Origin of the sequence: Bradyrhizobium sp. B120, assembly GCF_049075665.1 — a bacterium.
In the GTDB taxonomy this organism is placed as follows: domain Bacteria; phylum Pseudomonadota; class Alphaproteobacteria; order Rhizobiales; family Xanthobacteraceae; genus Bradyrhizobium.
This window is the reverse complement of record NZ_CP185242.1, coordinates 6,535,906-6,562,392: the sequence shown is the minus strand read 5'-3', so window position 1 is coordinate 6,562,392 and position 26,487 is coordinate 6,535,906. Positions and strand designations below refer to the sequence as shown.

20 protein-coding genes and 1 pseudogene are annotated in these 26,487 nt (G+C 66.0%); all 21 read left to right on the top strand.

What is annotated here, in order from left to right:
- The first annotated feature begins 2 nt into the window (after nt 1-2).
- The 21 genes and pseudogenes from ftsL to ligA all read left to right on the top strand — a co-directional run bounded on the left by ftsL (nt 3) and on the right by ligA (nt 26,435).
- Nucleotides 3-455, top strand: a complete 453-nt coding sequence (ftsL, locus tag ACOIX3_RS30470; protein ID WP_092115927.1) for a cell division protein FtsL — start codon at nt 3-5, stop codon at nt 453-455.
- The gene (locus ACOIX3_RS30465; protein WP_420965648.1) at nt 452-2,224 is read left to right on the top strand and encodes a peptidoglycan D,D-transpeptidase FtsI family protein; all 1,773 of its coding nucleotides are present in this window, start codon (nt 452-454) and stop codon (nt 2,222-2,224) included. Before ftsL ends, ACOIX3_RS30465 begins: the two co-directional genes overlap by 4 nt.
- A 49-nt stretch (nt 2,225-2,273) precedes the next feature.
- A complete protein-coding gene (locus ACOIX3_RS30460) occupies nt 2,274-3,731 on the top strand; it encodes a UDP-N-acetylmuramoyl-L-alanyl-D-glutamate--2,6-diaminopimelate ligase (protein WP_420965647.1) in 1,458 nt (485 codons plus the stop codon).
- Entirely contained in the window at nt 3,728-5,161 is a 1,434-nt protein-coding gene (locus ACOIX3_RS30455) for a UDP-N-acetylmuramoylalanyl-D-glutamyl-2,6-diaminopimelate--D-alanyl-D-alanine ligase (protein ID WP_420965646.1), read from the top strand. The genes ACOIX3_RS30460 and ACOIX3_RS30455 overlap by 4 nt, the downstream gene beginning before the upstream one ends.
- 10 nt (nt 5,162-5,171) lie before the next feature.
- The gene (mraY, locus tag ACOIX3_RS30450; RefSeq protein WP_097674583.1) at nt 5,172-6,278 is read left to right on the top strand and encodes a phospho-N-acetylmuramoyl-pentapeptide-transferase; all 1,107 of its coding nucleotides are present in this window, start codon (nt 5,172-5,174) and stop codon (nt 6,276-6,278) included.
- 8 nt (nt 6,279-6,286) lie between these two features.
- Nucleotides 6,287-7,687, top strand: a complete 1,401-nt coding sequence (gene murD, locus ACOIX3_RS30445) for a UDP-N-acetylmuramoyl-L-alanine--D-glutamate ligase (RefSeq protein ID WP_420965645.1) — start codon at nt 6,287-6,289, stop codon at nt 7,685-7,687.
- Nucleotides 7,688-7,837: 150 nt separating this feature from the next.
- Nucleotides 7,838-8,404 (top strand): DUF4291 domain-containing protein, encoded by a 567-nt coding sequence (locus ACOIX3_RS30440; RefSeq protein ID WP_420965644.1) that lies wholly within the window; start codon nt 7,838-7,840, stop codon nt 8,402-8,404.
- A 178-nt stretch (nt 8,405-8,582) separates the two neighbouring features.
- Nucleotides 8,583-9,734 carry a putative lipid II flippase FtsW gene (gene ftsW, locus ACOIX3_RS30435; protein ID WP_173638004.1) on the top strand — a complete coding sequence of 384 codons (1,152 nt, stop codon included), beginning with the start codon at nt 8,583-8,585 and terminating at the stop codon, nt 9,732-9,734.
- Nucleotides 9,735-9,838: 104 nt separating this feature from the next.
- Nucleotides 9,839-10,939, top strand: coding sequence for an undecaprenyldiphospho-muramoylpentapeptide beta-N-acetylglucosaminyltransferase (gene murG, locus ACOIX3_RS30430; protein WP_420965643.1), 1,101 nt, complete (start codon nt 9,839-9,841; stop codon nt 10,937-10,939).
- 37 nt (nt 10,940-10,976) lie between these two features.
- Entirely contained in the window at nt 10,977-11,816 is an 840-nt protein-coding gene (locus tag ACOIX3_RS30425) for a class I SAM-dependent methyltransferase (RefSeq protein WP_420965642.1), read from the top strand.
- A gap of 187 nt (nt 11,817-12,003) precedes the next feature.
- Nucleotides 12,004-13,407: a UDP-N-acetylmuramate--L-alanine ligase gene (gene murC / locus ACOIX3_RS30420; RefSeq protein ID WP_420965640.1), complete on the top strand. Its 1,404-nt coding sequence runs from the start codon at nt 12,004-12,006 to the stop codon at nt 13,405-13,407.
- A gap of 271 nt (nt 13,408-13,678) precedes the next feature.
- Nucleotides 13,679-14,596, top strand: a complete 918-nt coding sequence (murB, locus tag ACOIX3_RS30415) for a UDP-N-acetylmuramate dehydrogenase (protein ID WP_420965639.1) — start codon at nt 13,679-13,681, stop codon at nt 14,594-14,596.
- Nucleotides 14,596-15,582, top strand: a complete 987-nt coding sequence (locus tag ACOIX3_RS30410; protein ID WP_420965637.1) for a D-alanine--D-alanine ligase family protein — start codon at nt 14,596-14,598, stop codon at nt 15,580-15,582. The genes murB and ACOIX3_RS30410 overlap by 1 nt, the downstream gene beginning before the upstream one ends.
- 126 nt (nt 15,583-15,708) lie before the next feature.
- Nucleotides 15,709-15,977: pseudogene (locus ACOIX3_RS30405) on the top strand (hypothetical protein); the annotation flags it as partial.
- Nucleotides 15,917-16,924: a cell division protein FtsQ/DivIB gene (locus ACOIX3_RS30400; protein ID WP_420965636.1), complete on the top strand. Its 1,008-nt coding sequence runs from the start codon at nt 15,917-15,919 to the stop codon at nt 16,922-16,924. The pseudogene ACOIX3_RS30405 and the gene ACOIX3_RS30400, both read left to right, overlap by 61 nt.
- On the top strand, nt 16,921-18,237 hold the full coding sequence (ftsA, locus tag ACOIX3_RS30395) for a cell division protein FtsA (protein ID WP_342727628.1): 1,317 nt from the start codon (nt 16,921-16,923) through the stop codon (nt 18,235-18,237). The genes ACOIX3_RS30400 and ftsA overlap by 4 nt, the downstream gene beginning before the upstream one ends.
- 89 nt (nt 18,238-18,326) lie before the next feature.
- Nucleotides 18,327-20,111: a cell division protein FtsZ gene (gene ftsZ, locus ACOIX3_RS30390; protein ID WP_420965635.1), complete on the top strand. Its 1,785-nt coding sequence runs from the start codon at nt 18,327-18,329 to the stop codon at nt 20,109-20,111.
- A gap of 351 nt (nt 20,112-20,462) precedes the next feature.
- Complete coding sequence (gene lpxC / locus ACOIX3_RS30385; RefSeq protein WP_420965634.1) at nt 20,463-21,425, top strand: UDP-3-O-acyl-N-acetylglucosamine deacetylase; 963 nt, start codon at nt 20,463-20,465, stop codon at nt 21,423-21,425.
- Nucleotides 21,426-21,681: 256 nt separating this feature from the next.
- A complete protein-coding gene (locus ACOIX3_RS30380; protein WP_420965632.1) occupies nt 21,682-22,590 on the top strand; it encodes an outer membrane protein assembly factor BamD in 909 nt (302 codons plus the stop codon).
- A gap of 13 nt (nt 22,591-22,603) precedes the next feature.
- A complete protein-coding gene (gene recN / locus ACOIX3_RS30375) occupies nt 22,604-24,274 on the top strand; it encodes a DNA repair protein RecN (RefSeq protein ID WP_420965631.1) in 1,671 nt (556 codons plus the stop codon).
- Nucleotides 24,275-24,281: 7 nt separating this feature from the next.
- Nucleotides 24,282-26,435, top strand: coding sequence for an NAD-dependent DNA ligase LigA (gene ligA / locus ACOIX3_RS30370; protein ID WP_420965630.1), 2,154 nt, complete (start codon nt 24,282-24,284; stop codon nt 26,433-26,435).
- The last annotated feature ends 52 nt before the right edge of the window (nt 26,436-26,487 follow it).

Genomic DNA, 26,487 nt, shown 5'->3' with positions numbered 1-26,487 from the left:
CGATGCGCCTCCTCCATCTCCTCGTCATCGGCATGCTGATCTTCGCGGCATCCTATGTCTACCGCATCAAGATGGAATCGACCGCGCGCGTCGAGCGCGTGCTGCAGCTCAATGCCGAGATCCGCGAGCAGCGCAACGCGATCGCCGCCTTGCGCGCGCAGTGGGCCAAGCTCGACGCGCCGCTGCGACTGCAGGGGCTCGCCGAACGGCATCTGCCGCTGAAACCGGTCAACGCCAACCAGTACGATTCCCTGAAGAACCTGCCGGAGCGGCCGCCGAACTTCACGCGGCCCGGTTCGCGCGATCCGATCGGCGCGATGATCGACACCATCGAGGCCGCCGCCGCGCCCGACAGCACGACCGGATCGATTGACAAGCCGGCGACCGACCAGCCGGCCGCCGACCAGCCTGCGCCCGCAGAAGATTCCGAGCAGGGCGGGGGAGATCAGCAATGACGGGACCTGCCATGACCGATCCGGCACCCGCCAGCGAGCCGGCCGTAAAATCCGCTGAACCCTGGCGTACGCGGCTGATCCGCACGCTGCTGTACGGAAGCAATGTCGACCGCGCCGCGAAGGCGCGCGCGCGCGTCGGCCTTGCGATCCTCGCCTTTGCCGCGGTCTATTGCGTGCTGGCCGGACGGCTGGTGCTGTTCGCCGTCGGTGCCGACAGCCATGGCGCGCGGCGCACCGCCTCGCAGGACGCGATCGCAACCGCCCGGCCCGACATCACCGACCGCAACGGTGAAATTCTCGCCACCGACGTCAAGGCGCCGAGCCTGTTCGCCGAGCCGCGCCGCCTCATCGACAAGGACGAGGCGATCGAGCTCTTGACCGCGGCCTTGCCCGATCTCGACACCAGCGAAGTGCGCGACCGCCTGTCGTCGCGCAAGGGTTTTGTTTGGCTGAAGCGCGAGATCACGCCGAAGCAGCAGCTCGACATCCACCGCCTCGGCCTTCCCGGCGTCGGCTTCCTGCGCGAGAACAAGCGCGTCTATCCGACCGGCAACGAGGTCGCCCACCTGATCGGTCTCGTCAACATCGACAACCAGGGCATCGCCGGCATGGAGAAGTGGCTGGACAATAACGGTCTGGCCGATCTGCATCGCGCGGGCTTCGCCACCGACCGGCTGCAGAAGCCGGTCGAATTGTCGATCGACCTGCGCGTCGAGCATGCGCTGCGCGACGAACTGATCAAGGCGAAGGAGAAGTTCAGGGCCAAGGCCGCTTCCGGCCTCGTCTCCAACGTGCGCACCGGCGAGATCGTGGCGATGGTGTCGCTGCCGGATTTCGATCCGAACAATCCGAAGGAGGCGCACGATCCTGATCGCATCAACCGCCTGACCACCGGCGTCTACGAGATGGGCTCGACCTTCAAGGCGTTCACGCTGGCGATGGCGCTGGATAGCGGCAAGATCAATCTGAACTCGATGTGGGATGCGCGCGGGAACCTGCACTACGGCAAGTTCACGATCCATGACAGCCACACGCTCGGACGTTTCATCAACACCAAGGAAGTGTTCACCTACTCGTCCAATATCGGCGCCGCGCGGATCGCGCTCGGCCAGGGCGTCGAGGCGCACAAGGCGTTCCTGGCCAAGATGGGCCAGTTGACCCGGCTGCGCACCGAGTTGCCGGAGAGCGCGGCCCCGTTGGTGCCGCGCCGCTGGGGCGAACTGAACACGGTGACCATCGCGTTCGGCCAGGGCCTGTCGGTGGCGCCCCTGCAGGCGGTGATGGGCATCAACGCGCTGGTCAACGGCGGCTATTTGATTCCGCCGACCTTTATGAAGCGCACCGAGCAAGAAGCGATGGCGCTGGCAAAGCGGGTCATCAAGCCCGAGACGTCGGACAAGATGCGCTATCTGATGCGGCTCAACGCCGAGATCGGTACCGCCAAGACCGCCGACGTCAAGGGCTACTATGTCGGCGGCAAGACCGGCACGTCGGAGAAGGTGATCAACGGCCGCTATGCCAAGAAGCGGGTGCTCAACTCCTTCACCGCGATCATGCCGGCCGACGATCCGAAGTACCAGATTCTGATTATGCTGGACGAGCCGCAGACGACGCCCGAAACACATGGGTTCATCACTTCGGGCTGGAATGCGGTGCCGACCGGCGGCAACGTGATCGCCCGAATTGCGCCGCTTTTGGGCGTTGAACCGCGCTTCGACCTGCCGCCGTCCGACCGCCTTATTCTTGCGGCATCCAGAACAACCCAGTAAGGCGTATCATCACGCGGCGCCAGAACGGCGCCGGCCAGACTGGAAGATCATGAGACTTCGCGACCTCTTCAGCGCCGATGCCACGATCGATCCGAGTGCCGACGCGATCGCCGTCGGAGGGCTTGCGGTCGACAGCCGTGCGGTGAAGCCGGGCGACCTGTTCTTCGCGCTGGCCGGCAGCAGGACCGATGGCACGCGCTTCGTCGATGCGGCGATTGCCGCCGGCGCAGTCGCGGTCGCCAGCGACCATCTGCCGCAAGGTCACGGCCGCGTTCCGTTCGTCATCACGCCGAATCCGCGCCGCGCGCTGGCGCTCGCCGCCGCCAAATTCTATCCGCGCCAGCCCGCGACGATCGCGGCGGTGACCGGCACCAGCGGCAAGACCTCGGTGGCGGCGTTCACGCGCCAGATCTGGCAGCGGCTCGGTCACTCCTCCGCGAGCATCGGCACCATCGGTCTCGTCTCGGACAAGCGAACCGTCTACGGCTCGCTAACGACGCCCGATCCGATCGCGCTGCATCGTCAGCTCGACGAGATCGCGCGCGACGGCGTCACCCATCTCGCCTTCGAGGCTTCCTCGCACGGCCTCGACCAGTATCGGCTCGACGGCGTGCGCATCGCAGCCGGCGGCTTCACCAATCTGTCCCGCGACCACATGGATTATCATCCCGATGTCGCGCATTACCTGAATGCAAAGCTCCGGCTGTTCCGCGATCTCGTCGCCGACGGCGGCACCGCTGTGATCTCGGCCGATCACGACTGCTCGCGAGAGGTGATCGATGCAGCACGGGCGCGCGGCTTGCGTATCATCACGGTCGGCCGCAACGCTGACCTCACCGAGGGCATCAAGCTCACGAACGCTGCGATCGAAGGCTTCGCCCAGCAGCTCGCCATCGAGCACCGCGGCCGCAAGCACGCGATCCGGCTGCCGCTGGTCGGCGAATTCCAGATCGAGAATGCGTTGGTCGCGGCGGGGCTTGCGATCGGCACCGGCAGCGCCGCCAATGACGTGTTCGGCACGCTCGAACATCTCGAGGGCGCCAAAGGCCGGCTCGAATTCGTCGGAGAGCACAATGGCGCGCCGATCTTCGTTGACTACGCCCACAAGCCCGATGCGCTCGCGAAGGCGCTGCAGGCGCTGCGGCCCTATGCGAAGCGCAGGCTGGTCGTGATCTTCGGCGCCGGTGGCGACCGCGACGCCGGCAAGCGTCCGATCATGGGCGCGATCGCCGCCGAGAATGCCGATCACATCATCGTCACCGACGACAATCCGCGCAGCGAGAAGCCCGAGGCGATCCGCGCCGCGATCATGGCCACCGCAAAGGGCGCGCGCGAGATCGGCGACCGCGCCGCCGCGATCCGCGCCGGGATTGCCGGCCTCGAGCCCGGCGATGCGCTGGTCGTGGCCGGCAAGGGCCACGAGGTCGGGCAGATCGTCGGCAGCACGACGTTGCCGTTCAGCGATCATGAGGCGGTCGCGAATGCATTGGCCGAGGAGGGCGCATGAGCACGATGTTGTGGACCTCGGATGCGATGGTGCAAGCGATGCGCGCCGCCATGCAAGGCGCATTGCCGGAGGGCGTCACCGGTCTCTCGATCGACAGCCGCACCATCGCGCCGGGCGATGCGTATTTTGCCATCAAGGGCGACGTCCATGACGGCCATGCCTTCGTCGCAGCGGCGCTGAAGGCGGGTGCCGGGCTCGCCGTGGTCGAAGCCGCGCAGCGCGACAAATTTCCGGCCGACGCGCCGCTGCTGGTGGTCGATGACGTCCTCGCCGGCCTCGTCGAGCTCGCGCATGCCTCGCGGGCGCGGCTGAAGGCGCAGATCATCGCGGTGACCGGTTCGGTCGGCAAGACCTCGACCAAGGAGGCGCTGCGCCGCGTGCTGTCGGCGCAGGGCGAGACCCATGCCTCGGTGGCATCCTTCAACAATCATTGGGGCGTGCCGCTGTCGCTGGCGCGCTGTTCGGCGAGTGCGCGTTTTGCGGTGTTCGAGATCGGCATGAACCATGCCGGCGAGATCACGCCGCTGGTGAAGATGGTGCGGCCGCACGTCGCTGTCATCACCACGATCGAGCCGGTGCATCTGGAGTTCTTCTCCGGCATCGAGGCGATCGCCGACGCCAAGGCAGAGATCTTCGCAGGGCTGGAGCCCAATGGCGCGGTCGTGCTCAACCGCGACAACGGGCAATTCGCGCGGCTGCAGAAGCAGGCCAAGAAGGCCGGCGTCTCGCGCATCGTCTCGTTCGGCGCCGACAAGCGCGCCGAGGCGCGGCTGATCGACCTCTCGCTGCACGCGACCTGCTCGGCGGTGCATGCCGATATCTTGGACCATGACATCACCTACAAGATCGGCATGCCCGGCCGCCACATGGCGATGAACTCGCTCGCGGTGCTCGCGGGCGCCTCGCTGCTCGGTGCCGATATCGCGCGCGCGGCGCTGTCGCTGTCGCAGCTCGAGGCGCCGACCGGCCGCGGTCTTCGCCGCACGCTCGAGGTCGGCCACGGCGAGGCGACGCTGATCGACGAGAGCTACAACGCCAACCCGGCCTCGATGGGCGCCGCGCTCAACGTGCTCGGCCAGGCCCCGACCGGACCGCATGGCCGCCGCATCGCTGTGCTCGGCGACATGCTCGAGCTCGGACCGACCGGGCCGGAATTGCACCGCGGCCTCAACGAAGCCGTGACCGCCAACCGCATCGACCTCGTATATTGTTGTGGTCCGCTGATGCGGAATCTGTGGGATGCCCTTTCCACCGGCAAGCGGGGAGGCTATGCCGAGAGCTCGGCGGCGCTCGAAGCGCAGGCGGTCGCCGCGGTCCGTGCCGGTGACGTGATCATGGTGAAGGGCTCGCTGGGATCGAAGATGAAGCTCATTGTCAGCGCGCTGGAAAAGCGCTTCCCCGACAAGGCCGCGCACGAAGAAGCGGTATAGGACTTTTTGAATGTTCTACTGGTTGATCGAACTGTCCAACACCGTTCCGGGGTTTGGGGCATTCCGCAGCGCTCTGAACGTGTTCCGCTACATCACCTTCCGCACCGGCGGCGCGATGGTGACCGGCGCGCTGTTCGTATTCCTGTTCGGGCCCTGGATCATCGATCATTTGCGGCTGCGGCAGGGCAAAGGCCAGCCGATCCGCACCGATGGTCCGCAGTCGCATCTGATCTCCAAGAAGGGCACGCCCACCATGGGCGGGCTGATGATCCTGTCCGGGCTCGTGGTGTCGACGCTGCTCTGGGCCAACCCGCTCAATCCCTATGTCTGGATCGTGCTGGCGGTGACGCTCGGCTTTGGCTTCGTCGGTTTCTATGACGATTATTTGAAGGTCACGAAGCAGTCGCACAGCGGCTTCGCCGGCAGGCTCAGGCTCCTGATCGAGGCGGCGATCGGGCTCGCCGCCACCTACGCGCTCGTTCGTCTTGGGCGCGACGTGTCCTCGACGTCGCTCGTGATTCCCTTCTTCAAGGACCTCGTGATCAATTTCGGCTGGTTCTTCGTGATCTTCGGCGCCTTCGTGATGGTCGGCGCCGGCAATGCGGTGAACCTGACCGACGGCCTCGACGGCCTTGCCATCGTGCCGGTCATGATCGCGGCCGCGAGCTTCGGCATGATCTCGTATCTGACCGGCAACGCGGTGTTCTCGGATTACCTGCAGATCAATTACGTCGCCGGCACCGGCGAACTGGCGGTGCTATGCGGCGCGGTGCTTGGCGCAGGTCTCGGCTTCCTCTGGTTCAACGCGCCGCCGGCCTCGATCTTCATGGGCGACACCGGCTCGCTCGCGCTCGGCGGCATGCTGGGCGCCACCGCGGTTGCGGTGAAGCACGAGATCGTGCTCGCGGTGATCGGCGGCCTGTTCGTGCTGGAGGCGGTCTCGGTCATCGTGCAGGTCACCTCGTTCAAGCTGACGGGCAAACGCGTGTTCCGGATGGCGCCGCTGCACCATCATTTCGAGCAGAAGGGCTGGACCGAGCCGCAGATCGTGATCCGGTTCTGGATCATCTCGGTGATGCTGGCGCTCGCCGGCCTCTCCACCCTCAAGCTGCGCTGAGCGCCACCATGATCCCGGTCACCTCCTTCTCGGGCAAGACGGTCGCGGTGTTCGGGCTCGGCGGCTCCGGGCTCGCGAGCTGCCACGCGCTGAAGGCCGGTGGCGCGGAAGTGATCGCGGCCGACGACAGTGCCGACAACGTCGCCAAGGCGGCGCAGGCCGGCTTCACCACTGCCGATCTGCGCACCGTGTCATGGGCGAATTTCGCCGCGCTGATCCTGACCCCCGGCGCGCCGCTGACCCATCCGGCGCCGCATTGGAGCGTGCTGAAGGCGCGCGAGGCGGGTGTCGAGGTGATCGGCGACGTCGAATTGTTCTGCCGCGAGCGGCGCCGTCACGCGCCGAACGCGCCGTTCGTTGCCATCACCGGCACCAACGGCAAGTCGACCACGACCGCGCTGATCGCGCATCTGATGAAGGTCGCCGGCTACGACACCCAGATGGGCGGCAATATCGGCACCGCCATCCTGTCGCTCGAGCCGCCGCGGATGGGGCGCGTCCATGTGATCGAGATGTCGTCCTACCAGATCGACCTTGCGCCGTCGCTCGATCCCTCGGTCGGCATCCTGATCAATATCAGCGAGGACCACATCGATCGCCACGGCACGCTGGCGCATTACGCCGCGGTCAAGGAGCGGCTGGTCGCCGGTGTGCAGCAGGGCGGCACCGCGATCGTCGGCGTCGACGACGGCTGGTGCCGCGACATCGCCGACCGGCTCGATCGCGCCGGCAAGCGCGTGCTGCGCATCTCGGTGAAGAACCCGCTGCCCGACGGTCTCTATGTCGAGCACGAGACAATCGTGCGCGCCTCAGGCGCGGCGCGCAGCGAAGTGGCGCGGTTAGGGGGCATCGGTTCGCTACGCGGCCTGCACAATGCGCAGAACGCGGCTTGCGCCTCGGCCTGTGCGCTGGCGATGGGGATCGCCACCGACGTGTTGCAGAACGCCCTGCGCAGCTTCCCGGGCCTCGCCCATCGCATGGAGCAGGTCGGCCGCCGTGGCAACGTGCTGTTCGTCAACGACTCCAAGGGCACCAACGCGGATGCCGCCGCGCATGCGCTGTCGTCGTTCGCCGACATCTACTGGATCGCCGGCGGCAAGCCGAAGGCCGGCGGCATCACCGGCCTCACCGGCTATTTCCCGCGCATCCGCAAGGCCTATCTGATCGGCGAGGCGGCGGCCGAATTCTCCGGGACGCTCGGCGAGCGCGTCCCGCACGAGATGTCCGGCACGCTCGACGTCGCGATCGCCAGCGCCGCGCGCGATGCGGACGCATCGGGGCTCGCGGAGGCCGTCGTGCTGCTGTCGCCGGCCTGCGCCTCGTTCGACCAGTACCGCAATTTCGAAATCCGCGGCACCGCCTTCCGCGACATCGTCCAGGCGATGCCCGGCGTCAAGCCCGTGGCGTGACGACACGCCGTAGGGCGGATTAGCGAAAGCGTAATCCGCCATTGGTGCCGCAAGCTGAGTGGCGGATTATGCCTTCGGCTAATCCGCCCTACGAACTGCCGCGGCGCTCCCGAATTGCCGTATGCCGCTCCGGGACGTAAGTTGCGGGTCATGAATGACATCCCGCAACACCAGATCCGTGCCGTCTACGATGAGCACACAATCCGCGTCTATCAGGCCTACAACAACGAGATTGCCGATGCTGCCTTGGCCGCCGGCACGTTCGTCTCGCCGCCCTTCAGCATGACGCGAATGACTTGGATCAAGCCATCATTTCTCTGGATGATGTATCGCGCCGGATGGGGCTACAAGGACGCGGGGCAAAACCGGATTCTTGCGATCGACGTCACTCGCGAGGGCTTTGAGTGGGCGTTGGCGCATAGCTGTCCAAGTCATCCTGATCCAGCGATGAGCAAGGATGATTGGGAAAAGCTCAAGGCCAATTCGCCTGTGCGAATTCAATGGGACCCGGAGCGCGACCTGCATCTTCAGCCGCTGCCGCATCGTGCGATCCAGATTGGGATCGGTGGCGAAGCGGTGCAGCGCTATGTCGGCCAGTGGATTCGAAAGATCACCGACGTGACCGAACTCGCGCACACGATCCACGACTTGGTCGAGCGCGGTCGACTGGATCAGGCGCAAGCTGCGTTGCCCATGGAGCATGCCTACGTTCGGTAGGGCGGTGCGATCGGCACCCGGCTTTCCCTGCGCGCGGAGTATGGGTCCCTGCTTTCGCAGGGACGACAGCTGTGCTTGGGGCGCCAACCACCTCCCTCAAAAGTTACCCATCCCGTTAACCCCTTGGAAACCATCCTGCGCCACGAATGGACGTTATCTCTGCCATCTGGGGACGCCCATGCTCGCCCGTGACCAACGCACCCCGTTCTCGGACTGGTGGTGGACCGTCGACAAGCTGCTGCTTGTCGCGATCGCCGCGTTGATGCTGGCCGGCGTCATCCTGTCGCTGGCGGCGAGCCCGCCGGTCGCGACCCGGATCGGGCTCGATCCGTTCCACTTCTTCAACCGCCACGTCATGTTCCTGGTGCCGTCGCTGATCGTGCTGATCGGGGTGTCGTTCATGACGCCGCGGCAGATCCGGCGCACCGCGCTGATCGTGTTCGCGGTCTCGATCGTGCTGATCGTGCTGACACTGCTGATCGGGCCCGAGGTCAAGGGCTCGCGGCGCTGGATCACGCTGCTCGGCGTCAACATCCAGGCCTCCGAAGCCGCAAAACCCGCCTTCGTGATCGTCGCGGCCTGGCTGTTTGCGGAATCGACCAAGCGGCCGGAGATGCCGGCGACCTCGATGGCGCTGGTGCTCCTGATGATGCTGGTCACGCTGCTGGTGATGGAGCCCGACTTCGGTCAGACCATGCTGATCCTCACGGTGTGGGGCGCGCTGTTCTTCATCGCGGGCATGCGGATGATCTGGGTGTTCGGGCTCGCCGGCGCCGCCGGCGCGGGCCTGTTCGGTGCGTATTTGCTGGTGCCGCACGTCGCCGGCCGCATCAAGCGCTTCATGAATCCTGCCTCCGGCGACACCTTCCAGGTCGATACCGCGATGGAAGCGTTCTGGAACGGTGGCTGGTTCGGGCTCGGGCCGGGCGAGGGCATCGCCAAACGCAGCCTGCCGGACAGCCATACCGACTTCGTGTTCGCGGTGGCGGCGGAAGAGTTCGGCATCATCCTCTGCCTGATGCTGGTCGCGCTGTTCGGCTTCATCGTGATCCGCACGCTGACCCGCGCCTATGCCACCGAGGATATGTTCTCGCGCTTTGCGGCGTCGGGGCTTGCGATCCTGTTCGGGGTGCAGGCGACCATCAACATGGCGGTCAATCTGCAATTGATCCCGGCCAAGGGTATGACGCTGCCGTTCATCTCCTATGGCGGCTCCTCGTTCGTGTCGCTCGCCTATGGCGTCGGCATGATGCTGGCGCTGACGCGGCAGCGGCCGCGTACCGAGATCGAATCGATGGAAGGCGCCAGCGCCCGGCGCGCCTACGCGTGATGCATGACACCGTCATCGCGGGGAGCGCCATGGATTGCTTCCGCCTTCGCCAAGACTTCGGCGGACAAGTCGCTTCGCTCGCAATCACGGTATAAATTGTCGCCATGGCTGAGTCCCCCCTGATTCTGCTGGCGGCCGGTGGCACCGGCGGCCATCTGTTCCCGGCCGAAGCGCTCGCCGTGGAATTGATCCGGCGTGGCCTGCGGGTGCGGCTGGCGACCGACGGCCGCGCGCTGCGCTACTCCGGCCTGTTCGGCAAAGAGAGCATCGAGCTGGTGCCGAGCGCGACCGTGCGCAGCCGCAACCCGATATCGCTGGCGCGCACCGTGCTGATGCTCGGCTACGGCACGCTGGTGGCCGCCAATGTGGTGCGCCGGCTGAAGCCGTCGGCGGTCGTCGGCTTCGGCGGCTACCCAACCTTGCCGCCGCTGATCGCCGCGCGGATGCTCGGCGTCCCCGGCATCATCCACGATGCCAATGCGGTGCTCGGCCGCGCCAACCGTTTCCTCTCCGGCCGCGTCAACGCGATCGCGACCTCGCTGCCCGGCGTGCTCGATCGCGATCCCGCGCTCGCCGGCAAGGCCACCACCGTCGGCACGCCGATGCGGCCGGCGATCCTCGCGGCCGCCGCGGTGAAATACACGCCGCCCGAAGTAAACGGGTCGCTGCGCCTGCTGGTCGTCGGCGGCAGCCAGGGCGCGCGGGTGATGAGCGACATCGTGCCACCGGCGATCGAAAAGCTTCCGCCCGCGCTGTGGAGCCGCCTGATCATCACCCAGCAGGTGCGCGAAGAGGACATGGCGCGGGTGCGCGCGGTTTACGACCGGCTCAAGATCGATGCCGAGCTCGCGCCGTTCTTCGCCGATTTGCCGGCACGGCTTGCCTCGAGCCAATTGGTGATCTCGCGCTCCGGCGCCGGCACCGTCGCCGAGCTCGCCGCGATCGGGCGGCCCTCGATCCTGGTGCCGCTGCCGGGCGCGATCGATCAGGACCAGTTCGCCAATGCCGGCGTGCTGTCGCAGGCGAACGGCGCGCTGCGCATCACACAGGGCGACTTCACACCGGAACGGCTCGCGGCCGAAATTTCGGCCTTCGCCGCGGAGCCCGAGAGACTGACCGCGATGGCTGATGCCGCGCGCAGCGTCGGGCGGCTCGATGCCGCGGAGCGGCTGGCCGATCTGGTGGCCAAGGTGGCCGGAATTTGATGCGCCAATCCGGCAGGAGGCCGGGGGAGACTTGATCATGACGGGTCTTTTGATTCACTCCGTCTCGGAATTCTCGGACTTGATCCTCGAAGCGCTGCGCCTTTCGGATGCGCAAAACATCGTCGAGATCGGTGCGGAGTATGGCGGCATGTCGGGGCTGCTCGCCGATCACTGCCGGGCCCGCGGTGGCCGGTTCACCAGCGTCGATCCGGCGCCGAAGCGCGAATTCCTCGATTGGGTGAGCGCCAATCCGGATGTGCGCCACCTGGCGAAGACCAGCCTCGATGCGTTTGGCGAGCTTGATGCCGCCGACGCCTGGATCGTCGATGGCGACCACAATTGGTACACGGTCTATCACGAGCTCCGGCAGATCGAGGCGATCAGCCGCCGTGACGGCAAGCCCGTTCTGGTCTTCGTCCACGATGTCGGCTGGCCCTGCGGGCGTCGCGACATGTATTACGCGCCCGGCCAGATTCCTGCCGCGTATCGCCATCCGCACAGTTACGACGCCGGCGCCACACTGGATCGCCCGGTGCTGGTCGAGGGCCGTGGATTTCGCGGCGCGGGCTTCGCCGCATTCGCGAACGTCGCCGGCGGTGCGCGCAATGGCGTGATGACCGCAATCGATGACTTCCTGGCGGAGGAGCTGGCGCAGGGCAGGGAGTTCGGCTTCGCCGAGATCCCGGCCGTGTTCGGCTTAGGGGTGTTGTTCGACATGAACGCCGCCTGGAGCGCACAGCTTGCCGAGCTCGTGCTGCCCTATCACCAGAACAAGCTGGTGCGCGCGCTCGAGACCAACCGGCTGCGCAATTATCTTCGCGTCATCGAGATGCAGGATGAGTTCGCCGCGCGCGCCGTGCGGCCGGGAGCGGCGTAGCCGCCGGGGCCGAGATGGAGATGTCCGTGACGTCAGATCACCAGCACCGGCCGGTAGCTGACAACAGCGACATTTCCACGGCCGCAAGGTGGAAAAAGCCCTTGTCACGCATGGGAAAAGCGGGGCATCCAGTACTCAGCGCGACCGATGTGAGGCGCGCACGGACGATGATATCAGGAATCGGATCATGAGACTGCCGCGCGAGATCGGACCCATTCACTTCGTCGGGATCGGCGGCATCGGCATGAGCGGCATCGCCGAGGTGCTGATCAATCTCGGCTACACCGTGCAGGGCTCCGATGCGTCGGACAATTACAACCTCGACCGGCTGCGCAAGAAGGGCGCCAAGATCTCGGTCGGCCACACCGCCGAGAACGTCGATGGCGCCGACGTCGTCGTGGTCTCGACTGCGATCAAGCGCGACAATCCCGAGCTGATGGCGGCCCGCGCGCGGCGCATTCCCGTGGTGCGGCGCGCCGAGATGCTGGCGGAGCTGATGCGGCTGAAGAGCTGCGTCGCGATCGCCGGCACCCATGGCAAGACCACCACGACCACGATGGTGGCGACGTTGCTCGACGCCGGCGGGCTCGATCCGACCGTGATCAACGGCGGCATCATCAATGCCTATGGCTCCAATGCGCGGCTCGGCGCCGGTGACTGGATGGTGGTCGAGGCCGACGAGAGCGACGGCACCTTCCTGAAGCTGCCGTCCGATGTCGTCATCGTCACCAATATCGATCCCGAGCATCTCGATCACTTCAAGACCTTCGAGGCGATCCAGGACGCATTCCGCAATTTCGTCGAGAACGTTCCGTTCTATGGCTTTGCCGTGATGTGCACCGATCATCCGGTGGTGCAGACTCTGGTCGGCAAGATCGAGGACCGCCGCATCATCACCTACGGGCAGAATCCGCAGGCCGATGCACAGCTGCTGGATCTGACGCCGATGGGCGGCGGCTCGAAGTTCAAGGTCGCGATCCGCGATCGCAAGACCGGCGCGACGCACGAGATCGCCGACATCATGCTGCCGATGCCGGGGCGCCACAACGCATCGAACGCGACGGCGGCGATCGCGGTCGCGCATCAGCTCGGCGTGTCCGACGATGTGATCCGCCAGGCCATGGCCGGCTTCGGCGGCGTCAAGCGGCGTTTCACCAAGACCGGCGAGACGAACGGCATCACCGTGATCGACGATTACGGTCATCATCCGGTCGAGATCGCGGCCGTGCTGAAGGCGGCGCGGGAATCCACCAACGGCAAGATCATCGCCGTGGTGCAGCCGCATCGCTACACCCGCCTGCAATCCTTGTTCGAGGAATTCTGCACCTGTTTCAACGATGCCGATGCGGTCGTGGTCGCCGAGGTCTATCCGGCCGGCGAAGCACCGATCGCAGGAATCGACCGCGATCATTTCGCCGCCGGCCTGCGCGCCCACGGCCATCGCAACGTTGTCCCGCTGCCGAACGCGGGCGAGCTCGCGAAGATCGTGCACGGCCTTGCCAAGTCCGGCGACCTCGTCGTCTGCCTCGGCGCCGGCAACATCACGCAATGGGCCTACGCACTGCCCGACCAATTGAAGGCGCTGGGGTGATGATGTTCGTTGCTCATCACGAGCACCGCCCATGCGGCTCACCCCTCTCCCTAACCCTCCCCCGCAAGGGGGGAGGGAACCCTTCCGCCGGTGCCTGCCTAACTCGTGCAACGAGTCAAAGCGCGGTTGTGACTCGACGTAAGGTGAGCACACTCATCCGGCTCCCTCCCCCCTTGCGGGGGAGGGTTGGGGAGAGGGGTAAGCCCCGGGCGCTGACGCGAGATGCAATGCAACGCGATCTCAATCCAGCTCGTGAGCCGGTTGTCGCAGCATGACCTTCCCCGACATCACGCCCGACCTGAAAGCCGCGATGCCGGAGCTGCGCGGGCGGCTGCTGGCGAACCAGTCGCTGGCCGAGTTGACCTGGTTTCGTGTCGGCGGTCCGGCGCAGGTGCTGTTCACGCCGGCCGATGAGGATGATCTCGCTTATTTCCTGAAGCGCCTGCCACAGGAGCTGCCGGTCTATGTCGTCGGCGTCGGCTCCAATCTGATCGTGCGCGACGGCGGCATGCCGGGTGTCGTGATCCGGCTGGCGCCGCGTGCGTTCGGCGAGACCAGTGCGGCCGGCGATGTCGTCACCGCCGGCGCCGCAGCGCTCGACAAGCGCGTCGCCGAGACGGCGGCGGCGGCAAACATCGGCGGCATGGAATTCTTCTTCGGTATTCCCGGCACGGTCGGGGGCGCACTGCGCATGAATGCCGGCGCCAATGGCGGCGAGACCAAGGACGTGCTGATCGAGGCCACCGGCATCTGCCGTGACGGCACCAAGCACTCGTTCGGCAATGCCGACATGAAGTTCGTCTATCGCAACTCCGGCGTCGATCCGTCCATCGTGTTCACCTCGGCGCGCTTCCGCGGCAGGATCACCGATGCGGATGCGATCCGCGCCCGCATGAACGAGGTGCAGGCCCATCGCGAAACCGCGCAGCCGATCCGCGAGAAGACCGGCGGCTCGACCTTCAAGAATCCGCCCGGCAACAGCGCCTGGAAGCTGATCGACGCCGCCGGCTGCCGCGGCCTCAAGGTCGGCGGCGCGCAGGTGTCGGAGATGCACTGCAATTTCCTGATCAACACCGGCAACGCCACCGGGCATGACATCGAGACCCTCGGCGAGACGGTGCGCGAACGGGTCAAGCAGACCAGCGGAATTGAGCTGCACTGGGAAATCAAGCGGATCGGGAAAAGCTGATGCACGTGACCATTCTGTTCGGCGGCACCAACAAGGAGCGGCTGGTCTCGGTGGCGAGCGCGCAGGCGCTGCACCGCGCGCTGCCCGACGCGGAGCTCTGGTTCTGGGACGTCGACGACACCGTGCATGCGGTGACGTCCGAACAGCTGCTCGGCCACACGCGGCCCTTCGAGGTCGACTTCAAGCCCGATGGTCGCGGCATCGCGCTCGATCAGGCACTCGACAAAGCAGGCGCCGAGCAGCGCGTGCTGGTGCTCGGCCTGCACGGTGGCCGCGCCGAGAACGGCGAATTGCAGGCGATGTGCGAGATGCGCGGCGTCGCGTTCACCGGCTCCGGCTCGGCGTCGTCGCATTTGGCGTTCGACAAGCCGTCGGCGAAGCGCTTCACCGCGATCGCGGGCCTCAACGCGCCGCAGGGCATATCGGTCGCACAGCTCGATGAGGCGTTCGCCCAGCACGGCAGGCTGATCGCGAAGCCCGCCAGGGACGGATCGAGCTACGGGCTGATCTTCGTCAACGCCAAGCAGGACCTCGTCGCGGTCCGCAATGCGGCGAAGCACGAAGACTATCTGATCGAGCCGTTCGTGTCGGGTGTGGAGGCGACCTGCGGCGTGCTCGAGCAATCCGACGGCACGGTGTTCGCGCTGCCGCCGATCGAGATCGTGCCGGCGGAGGGAGGCTTCGACTACACAGCCAAATACCTTCTGAAGTCGACCCAGGAGATCTGCCCCGGCCGTTTCGCGCCCGAGGTCAGCGCCGCGATCATGGACCATGCGTTGCGGGCGCACCGCGCGTTGTCCTGCACCGGCTATTCGCGCAGCGATTTCATCGTGTCGGCCAATGGCCCGGTCTACCTCGAGACCAACACGCTGCCCGGCCTCACCGCGGCATCGCTGTACCCTAAGGCCTTGAAAGCACAGGGCATCGCCTTTGCCGATTTCCTGGCCGACCAGATCGAGCTCGGCCGCCGCCGCGCCAGGAGTTAAGGGGCAACCGGGCGGGAACCCGGCCGACTCGGCCGGATGGAACCCGGGCGCTGTTGCTAAAATGCTAACGGGTTCGCGGCAAAGTATTCAGAGCGTTGATCAAAATACACTCCAGGCTGAACTCCTTTACCATTTGTTTACCAGGAAGCCCGAAGGTTAACGCTGGCGGCGCATGTAGCGCTTGGCTGCCGGGGCGTGAGCTGTCGCGGATTACCGCTTCGAGGATCGCAACCAGGGAACAGGGGGCCTCTCTAATCCCACCGGTCTAGCCGAGACGTGATTTGTGCCGGGACCCCGCAGGGTTTGCGGGCGCAACATGTGACGAGCTCGTGCAATGGATGGTGCAGGACGCCTCACCCGATCGCTGCGATCGCTGGGGCCTCAAGCTGACCTGAAAGCAGCCGCTATTGGAGCGGCGATGCTGCTGCGCGAGTATGTCGGCGCTTATCTCGCCCGTCGCCGCCGGCGTCCCGCCAGGCGGCCGCAGATGATCGATCGCGAGCCGCCGAACCGCTACATCCTGCTGGTCGAACGCTATCTGCCGCGCCGCATCGGCCTGGTCGCGACGCTCGCGATCCTGTTCGGCAGCCTGGGCTTCGGCATCGTCAGGGGCGGCCATCTCGAGGAGTTCACCACCGCGCTCAGCGACACCCGCAACGCGCTGGCCAATTCCGCAGGCTTCCGCATCACCACCGTCGGCATCAACGGCCGCAAGCAGCTGAGCCAGGATGAGGTGCTTGCGATCGGCGGCGTCAATGGCCGCTCCTCGCTGCTGTTCCTCGACGCCGATACCGTGCGCGCCAAGCTGAAGGCCAATCCCTGGATCGCCGACGCCACGATCCTCAAACTCTATCCGGGCCGGTTGCAGATCGACATCGTCGAGCGCACCGCTTTCGCGCTGTGGCAGCAGAACGGCCGCCTGTCGGTGATCGCCTCCGACGGCGCGGTGCTCGAGCCCTACGTCTCGCGCCGCTTCCTCAATCTGCCGCTGGTGGTTGGCAAGGGCGCGGATGTCAGGGCCCAGGACTTCCTGGCGCTGCTCGACCGTTATCCGCACGTGCGCTCGGTGACCAAGGCCGCGATCTTCGTCGGCGAGCGGCGCTGGAACTTGCGCCTCAAGGACGGCCTCGACGTCCGCTTGCCGGAGAACGATGTCGGCAACGCGCTGGCCGCGCTCTCCAAGCTCGACAAGGACGAGAAACTGTTCTCGCGCGACATCGTCGCCGTCGACATGCGGCTGCCCGATCGGCTGATCGTGCAATTGTCCGAGGAAGCCGGCAAGGCGCGCGACGAGCTGTTCAAGGACAAGAAGTCCAAGAAGAAGGCCGGTGATTCCGCATGACCGGCCTCGATCGCAATTTGACCCCGAAGACCCGCCCGATGCAGAAGCGCACCGCGATGGTGGCTTCGCTCGACGTCGGCTCCAGCAAGATTGCCTGCATGATCGCGCGGCTCAGGCCGTCGCCGCCGAACGAGGCGCTGCGCGGCCGCACCCATGCGGTCGAATTGATCGGCTACAGCCAGATCCAGTCGCGCGGCGTCAAGGCCGGCTCCGTCGTCGATCTCGCCGAATGCGAGAAGGCGGTGCGCCATGCCGTGGCGCTAGCCGAGCGCATGGCCAAGGTCCGTGTCGAATCCGTCCTGCTGTCGGTCTCCGGCGGCCGGCTGCATGGCCAATTGGTTGAAGCCGCGGCCGATATCCACGGCGGCTCGGTGACCGCGGACGATATCAGCCGCGTCACCTCGGCCGGCATGCGCCACGCCGCCGGCGCCGGCCGCACCGTGTTGCACGCGCTGCCGGTCGGCTACGCGCTCGACGGCGTCAAGGGTATCCGCGATCCCAAAGGCATGGTGGCGCGCCAGTTCGGCGTCGACATGAATGTGGTGACGTCGGACGCGACGGTTGCAAAGAACTTGATGCTGGTGGTCGAGCGCTGCCATCTCAACGTCGAAGCCATGGCGTCGAGCCCCTATGTCGCGGGCCTGTCGGTCCTGACCGATGACGAGGCCGATCTCGGTGCTGCCGTCGTCGAGATGGGCGCGGGCTCGACGACGATCGCGACTTACTCCGGCGGCCGCCTCGTGCACGCGTCCGGATTTGCGCTCGGCGGGCAACACATCACGATGGATCTTGCGCGCGGCATCGGCGCGTGCATTGCGGATGCCGAGCGAATCAAGACTTTATACGGCACGGTGCTGACCGGCGGTTCGGACTCGCGCGAGCTGATGTCCGTTCCCACTGCAGGCGACGATCGGGAGACTCCGCAAATCGTGTCCCGCGCCACGATCGCCAACATTGTCCGGCATCGCGCCGAGGAGATTTTCGAAATGGTCCGTGACCGGCTCGCGGATTCTCCCTTTGCGGCAGAGCCGAGGGCGCGCGTCGTGCTGAGCGGCGGCGCGTCGCAGCTCACCGGCACCGTCGAGCTTGCCACCCGTATCCTGAACCGTCAGGTCCGCATCGGCCGCCCGCTCGGCTTCGGCCGGCTGCCGAACGAGGCGAAGGGCGCCTCGTTCTCGGTGCCGACGGGCCTCCTGGTCTATCCGCAATACGCACATCTTGAACATGTCGAACCGCGGCGTACGCGGCAGCTCAGGACAGGGACAGACGGTTACTTCGGAAAGGTCGGACGATGGCTTCGCGAGGGCTTCTGATGACCACACCCCGGCTCATTGCATTTTCACCAGCTCCTGCGGCCAGCGGCCGGGACGAACCAACGCGCGCATAATCGAGAGAGGCAACCATGGCACTCAATCTGACACCCCCTGACATCAGCGAGCTGAAACCGCGGATCACCGTCTTCGGCGTCGGCGGCGCGGGTGGTAATGCCGTCAACAACATGATCACCGCCGGGTTGCAGGGCGTCGACTTCGTCGTCGCCAACACCGACGCGCAGGCGCTGACCATGTCGAAGGCGCAGCGCATCATCCAGATGGGCACCCAGGTCACCCAGGGCCTCGGCGCCGGTTCGCAGCCCGATGTCGGCGCTGCGGCCGCGCAGGAGGTGATGGACGAGCTGCGCGATCACCTCACCGGCGCCAACATGGTGTTCGTCACCGCCGGCATGGGCGGCGGCACTGGCACCGGGGCTGCGCCCGTGATCGCCAAGGCTGCCCGCGAGATGGGAATCCTCACCGTCGGCGTGGTGACGAAGCCGTTCCACTTCGAGGGTCAGCGCCGGATGCGCACCGCCGAGCACGGTATTTCCGAGCTCCACAAGGTGGTCGACACGCTGCTGATCATCCCGAACCAGAACCTGTTCCGGGTCGCCAACGAGAAGACCACCTTCGCCGACGCCTTCGCGATGGCCGACCAGGTGCTGTATTCGGGCGTCGCCTGCATCACCGACCTGATGGTCAAGGAAGGCCTGATCAACCTCGACTTCGCCGACGTCCGCGCCGTGATGCGGGAAATGGGCAAGGCGATGATGGGCACCGGCGAGGCCACCGGCGAGAAGCGCGCGCTGACCGCGGCCGAAGCTGCGATCGCCAACCCGCTGATCGACGATAGCTCGATGAAGGGCGCCCGCGGCCTGTTGATCTCGATCACGGGTGGCAAGGACCTCACTCTGTTCGAGGTCGACGAAGCCGCAACCCGCATCCGCGAAGAAGTCGATGCCGACGCCAACATCATCGTCGGCGCCACCTTCGACGAATCGCTCGATGGCGTCATTCGCGTCTCGGTGGTCGCAACCGGTATCGAGCAGGCCGCGATCGCTTCCCGTGCCCAGGCTCCCGCGCAGCAGCCGGGCGGCTCGCCCGAGAGCCGGCTGGCCGACCTGACGGCTCGCCTGCGTGCCGACAATCAGCGCATGGCCGAGCGCGCCCAGAAGCTGGAACCGCCGACGGGCGTGACGGTTGCTCCGATTGCAGCTACCGCCGCAGCCCAGCAGCGTCCGGCCGTCGAGCGCGCCGCGCTCGCGGCAATCGCTGCCGCGGTTGCCCCGGACAGCGCACCGGCTCAGGCGCCGATGCAGCCGGGGTCGTACGGTGACGTCACCGTGCGGCCGATCGCCCAGAAGCCGACGCTGTTCCCGGACCACGAGGCGGCCCGCGCCGAGCAGCACGAGCCGATGCCGCCCGAGACCTTCATCCCGCAGGCGGCGGAGCGGTCGCCGGTCCGTGCCCCGCGGATGCCGAAGTTCGAGGATCTGCCGATGCCGGCGCAGGCCGAGATTCGCCAGGCCAGCGGTGACGGCGAGGCGGAGCACCCGCAGAAGACCCGGCTGTCTCTGTTGCAGCGGTTGGCCAATGTCGGCCTCGGCCGCCGCGATGAAGAGACCGAGCCGCCGATCGCGGCCCGTGCCTCGGGTCCTGCGATGCCGACGATGCCGCCGCTGCCCGACCGCAAGCCGGCCCGCAGCGTCGCCCAGCAGATCTCGGCGAACGAATCGCCGGTATCGGAATATGCGAAGCGCCCGGCACCGCAGGGATTGGACGCCCATGGCCGTCAGGCGCCTGTTGCCCCGGCGCCACAGGGTGACGACCATCTTGATATCCCGGCCTTCCTGCGCCGGCAGGCAAACTGAAGTTTGTTACAACCTTGGCGACGAAGAAGGCCTCGGCGGGGAACCGCCGGGGCCTTCTCCTTTTGGCGGGCAGGCGGTTGCACCAGGTAAACAAGCAACTGATTTTAAATGATTAATTATTATTTCGGTGGTCAGATGGCCACTCGCCGACGGCCGTTTTCGCTGCCGCAATTTGGTTAACCCTAGGCGCGAATGCGGCGGAGATGGGGTAACAATCGGTAAAGAAGCGTGAGTTGGCGCGCTTTAGGGCTGTGACTATGGTCTGCCGGGACTTGGGGAGCTCATGCGAGTCGGCCTTGGGGAAGTTTGGCCACTTGATGTTGAGCGAAGTCGGGTAGTGGGCATTATCGAATGAAGTTCAGCCGTCAGACAACGCTTCGGTCGCAAGCCACCGTGACTGGCGTAGGCGTTCATTCCGGTCTTCCTGTCAGTCTCACGCTGGGACCTGCGCCTGTCGACGCGGGTTTTATTTTTGTCCGCACTGGTCTCGACGGTGCCGACCGCGAAGTTACCGCCACCGCCGACGCTGTGATCGCAACCGAATTCGCGACGGTGCTGGGTGACCGCGAAGGGCCGCTGGTTTCGACCGCGGAGCATGTTCTCGCCGCGCTGCGCGGCATGGGCGTCGACAACGCCACGATCGAAGTCGACGCTGCAGAAGTTCCGATCATGGACGGCAGCGCTGCAGCGTTTGTCGCAGCCATCGATCAGGCCGGCATTGTGACCCAGCCCGGCGTCCGCCGCTTCATCCAGGTGCTGAAGCCGGTGCAGGTCAAGATCGGTGATGCGATGGGCGAGCTGCGTCCGTTCGCCGGCGGGTTCCGCGCCGAAGTCGAAATCAATTTCGCCAACAAGGTGATCGGTCACCAGACCTATTCCTTCGATCTGTCGCCGGAAGGCTTCCGCCGCGAAGTGGCGCGGGCCCGTACCTTCGGCTGCATGAATGACGTGGCGCGGCTGTGGGGCGCCGGCTTCGCGCTCGGTGCCTCCTTCGACAACACGGTGGTGTTCGACGAGGCCCGCCTGCTCAACGCCGAGGGCCTGCGCTACGCCAACGAGTGTGCCCGCCACAAAGTGCTCGACGTGATCGGCGATCTCGCGCTGGCCGGCCTGCCACTGCTCGGCAGCTACCGTTCGGTTCGCGGCGGTCACAAGCTCAACAACGCGGTGCTGAAGGCGCTGCTCGCCGACCGCAGCGCCTGGCGCGTGGTCGAATCGGAGACCGCCCGGCGCCCGGTCCGCGGCCATGTCGAGGCCGGTGCAAGCGCGGTGGGCGGCCTCGTCGCCCCGGCCTACGGTCCGGACGTGTCCTGATCGCCCAGTCCTGATCGCCTAGCCGGTCAGCCCAATTTCCGTAATAGCCACAGCAGGCTGTGAGCGTCGCCGGGTCGCCTTATTCCCGGCGGATTGGCTCCCTATTCGGTTGGTCGACGGTCATTTTTCGGTTAAACAGGCCCGCGGTTGCTTGATCCGGCGCCAACGGCACGAGAGATATTGCATCCGTGATCGCGGTTCATGGGTGGAGTGGGGTCGCCGTTAACCGCATCAAAGGCGTCAGGTTTTACAATCCATGTCGGCAATGCGTATGGCGCTCGAACAACGCAATTCTTCTGACGTCTCCGGCCTGACCAAGGCCGCGCGCACGCTGCGTTTCGCGGCGGGCCTGATCGTGCTGGTGTTGCCGCTCTCAGGATGCGGCACCGGCGCGCTGTGGGACAAGTTCATGTCCAAGGACGACACGTTCGTCGATGAGCCTGCGGACAAGCTCTACAATGAGGGCTTGTACATGATGAACGAGAAGAAGGACCTGAAGGCCGCTTCGAAGAAGTTCGAGGAAGTCGATCGTCAGCATCCCTATTCGGACTGGGCCCGCAAGTCGCTCCTGATGTCGGCCTATTCGTATTATCAGGCGGGCGACTACGACAGCTGCATCGGCTCCGCCACCCGCTACGTGACGCTGCATCCCGGCAGCCCGGACGCGTCCTACGCCCAGTACCTGATCGCGGCATCGCATTTCGACCAGATCCCGGACATCTCGCGCGACCAGAGCCGCACCGAGAAGGCGATCGCGGCGCTCGAAGAGGTGGTGCGCAAATATCCGACCTCCGAATACGCCACCCAGGCCAAGAACAAGATCCAGGCCGCGCGAGACCAGCTCGCCGGCAAGGAAATGGCGGTCGGACGCTATTACATCGAGAAGCGTGACTTCACCGCCGCGATCAACCGCTTCAAGACCGTGGTCACCCAGTACCAGACCACCCGCCACGTCGAAGAGGCGCTCTACCGGCTCACCGAGGCCTATATGGCGATCGGCATCGCCGGCGAGGCGCAGACCGCGGCCGCGGTGCTCGGCCACAATTTTCCGGACAGCCGCTGGTACAAGGACGCGTATAATCTAGTAAAGTCCGGCGGTCTCGAACCGAGCGAGAATCAGGGATCCTGGATCAGCAGGACCTTCAAGAAGATAGGTCTCGGCTAGGAATTGTCCTCGCATGCTGGCCCGTCTATCGATCCGTGACATCGTCCTGATCGAACGGCTCGATATCGAATTTTCCCGTGGCCTGGCGGTGCTGACCGGCGAGACCGGCGCCGGCAAATCCATCCTGCTTGATGCCTTTGCGCTGGCGCTCGGCGGCCGCGGCGATGCCGGCCTGGTGCGCCATGGCGCCGAGCAGGGGCAGGTCACCGCCACGTTCGATGTCCCGAAGGGGCATCCGGCCGCCAGGATCCTCGCCGAGAACGGCCTCGATGATACCGGTGAAATGATCCTGCGTCGCGTGCAGCTCGCCGACGGCCGCACCCGCGCCTTCATCAACGACCAGGCGATCAGCGTGCAGACCCTGAGGGCGGTCGGCACGGTTCTGGTCGAAATCCACGGCCAGCACGACGAGCGCGCTTTGGTCGACGCTTCCACCCATCGTCAGCTGCTCGACGCCTTTGCCGGCCACGAGAAGGACGTCGCCGCGCTGGAAGCGCTGTGGGAAATCAGGCGGACCGCCAACGCCGATCTCGACGGGCATCGCGCCGGCATGGAGCGCGCCGCGCGCGAGGCCGACTATCTGCGCCATGCCTCCCAGGAGCTGAAGACGCTGGCGCCGAAGGAGGGCGAGGAGACCGAGCTCGCCAACCGCCGCACCACCATGATGCAGGGCGAGAAGGTCGCGACCGATCTGCGCGAGGCGCAGGAGGCGATCGGCGGCTCGCATTCGCCGGTGTCGGCGCTGTCCGCGGCAGTGCGGCGGCTGGAGCGGCGTGCTGCCAATGCGCCCAGCCTGATCGAGCCGGCGGTCAAGGCCATCGATATCGCGATCAACGCGCTGGAAGAGGCCGACCAGCATCTCCACGCGGCACTGGCGGCGACCGATTTCGATCCGGCCGAGCTCGAGCGCATCGAGGAACGGCTGTTCGCGCTGCGCGCCGCTTCGCGCAAATATTCGACGCCGGTCGATTTGCTGGCGGCGCTGGCGGCGCAATACGCTGATGACGTCGCGCTGATCGATGCCGGCGCCGATCAGCTGAAGAAGCTGGAAGCGGCCGCCACTGAGGCCGACAAGCGCTATGCTGCTGCGGCGGCAAAGCTGTCGGCGGCGCGCACCAAGGCGGCCGAGAAGCTCAACAAGGCCGTCAATGCCGAGCTCGCGCCGCTCAAGCTCGAGCGTGCGAAATTCATGACGCAGGTCGAGGCCAATGCGGCCGCGCCGGGGCCGCAGGGCATCGACCGCGTCGAGTTCTGGGTCCAGACCAATCCGGGCACCAAGCCGGGGCTGATGATGAAGGTCGCCTCCGGCGGCGAGCTGTCGCGCTTCCTGCTGGCGCTGAAGGTCGTGCTGGCCGATCGCGGCTCGGCACCGACTTTGGTGTTCGACGAAATCGACACCGGCGTCGGCGGCGCGGTGGCGGACGCGATCGGCTCGCGGCTGGCACGCCTCGCCGGCAAGGTGCAGGTGATGGCGGTGACGCATGCGCCGCAGGTCGCAGCCCGCGCCAGCCAGCATCTTCTGATCTCCAAGGATGCGCTCGACAAGGGTAAGCGCGTCGCCACCCGCGTCAACGCGCTCGCCGCCGACCATCGCCGCGAGGAGATCGCGCGCATGCTGGCCGGCGCCGAGATCACTGCGGAGGCCCGCGCCGCGGCGGAACGGCTGCTCAGGGCGGCGAGCTAGTCTGCCCATGGCTGCCAAGGCGACGAAAGCGCTGGTCGACGTCGACAAGCTCACCAAGGCCCAGGCCAAGGTCGAGCACATGCGCCTTTCACTCGAGATCGAGGGGCACAACGAGCGCTACTATCAGAAGGACGCGCCGACCGTATCCGATGCGGCCTACGACGCTCTGCGGCGGCGCCTGGAGGCAATCGAGGCCAGGTTTCCCGATCTCGTCAGCAAGGACTCGCCGACGCAGACGGTCGGCGCTGCGCCGGCCCGCGGCTTTGCCAAGGTGCAGCATGTCGTTCCGATGCTGTCGCTCGGCAACGCGTTCAGCGACGAGGACGTCACCGAATTCGTCGAACGCATCAGGCGCTTTCTCAAGCTGGACGCCGACCATATTCCGGCGCTGGTCGCCGAACCGAAGATCGACGGCCTGTCGCTCTCGCTGCGCTACGAAAATGGCGAACTGGTCCGGGCCGCGACGCGCGGCGACGGCTTCACCGGCGAGGATGTCACCGCCAACGTCCGGACCATCAAGGACATTCCGCACACCCTGAAGGGACGCAACGTTCCGGCAGCCTGCGAAATGCGCGGCGAAGTCTATATGCTCAAGAAGGACTTCCTTGAGCTGAACAAGAAACAGGCCGCGGCCGACGACACGGTGTTTGCCAATCCGCGCAATTCGGCAGCGGGTTCGCTGCGCCAGAAGGACGTGTCGATCACGGCGTCACGACCGCTGAAATTCTTCGCCTATACGTGGGGCGAAATGACCGAGCCGCCCGCCGACACCCAGCACGGCATGCTGGAATGGATGGACAGGGCAGGCTTTGTGGTCAATCCGCTGATCACGCTCTGCAAGAGCGTCGATGACGTCCTGAAATTCTACAACAAGATCGGCGAGGAGCGGGCTTCGCTCGGCTACGACATCGACGGCGTGGTCTACAAGGTCGACCGCCTCGACTGGCAGGAGCGGCTCGGCTTCGTGTCGCGCAGCCCGCGCTGGGCCATCGCACACAAATTCGCGGCCGAACAGGCAACGACGGTTCTCAGGGGCATCGACATCCAGGTCGGGCGCACCGGAGCGATGACGCCGGTCGCGCGGCTCGAGCCGGTGACGGTCGGCGGCGTCGTGGTTTCGAACGCGACCCTGCACAACGAGGACTACATCAAGGGCATCGGCAACGACGGCAGTCCGATCCGGGATGGCGTCGATCTCCGCATCGACGACACCGTCGTGGTGCAGCGCGCCGGCGACGTCATCCCCCAGGTCGTCGGCGTCGTTCTGGACAAGCGACCGAAGAGTGCGAAGCCGTACAAGTTTCCGGACACCTGCCCGGTGTGCGGCAGTCACGCGATCCGCGAGGAGGGCGAGGCGGTGCGCCGCTGCACCGGTGCGCTGATCTGTCCGGCGCAGGCGGTCGAGCGGCTGAAGCATTTCGTGTCGCGCCTTGCCTTCGATATCGACGGTCTCGGCGAGAAGCAGATCCAGGAGTTCTACGAGGACGGACTGGTGATGTCGCCGGTCGACATCTTCACCCTTCGCGAGCGGGACCAACGTTCGACCAGCAAATTGATGGAGCGCGAAGGCTACGGCGAAACCTCGGTGCGCAACCTGTTCGATGCGATCGATGCTCGCCGCAACATCGACCTGCACCGGTTGATCTTTGCGCTCGGCATTCGCCATGTCGGCGAAGGCAATGCCAAGCTGCTGGCGCGGCACTACCACACGATCGAGAATTTCCGTGAGGCGATGCTGGCCGCCGCCAAGGGCAGCACGGACGAGGAGAACACCACCGAAGCCTACCAGGACCTCAACGATATCGATGGCATCGGCGAGATCGTCGCCGATGCGGTGGTCGAGTTCTTTGCCGAGCCTCGCAACGTCAAGGCGCTCGGTGAATTGCTGCAGCAGATCGAGGTCAAGCCCGCCGAGCAGCCGCGCAAGAGCTCGCCGGTCTCGGACAAGACCGTGGTGTTCACCGGGTCGCTGACCAAGTTCACCCGCGACGAAGCCAAGGCGATGGCCGAGCGGCTCGGCGCCAAGGTCGCGGGATCGGTTTCAAAGAAGACGGACTATGTCGTCGCCGGCGAAGAGGCCGGGTCAAAGTTGACCAAGGCGCGCGAGCTTGGCGTTGCGGTGCTGACCGAAGACGACTGGCTGAAGCTGATCGAGGAGTGAGGTGCGCGCAGCGTCGTCGCCGCATTCTCCGCTGTCGTCCTCCGCGAAAGCG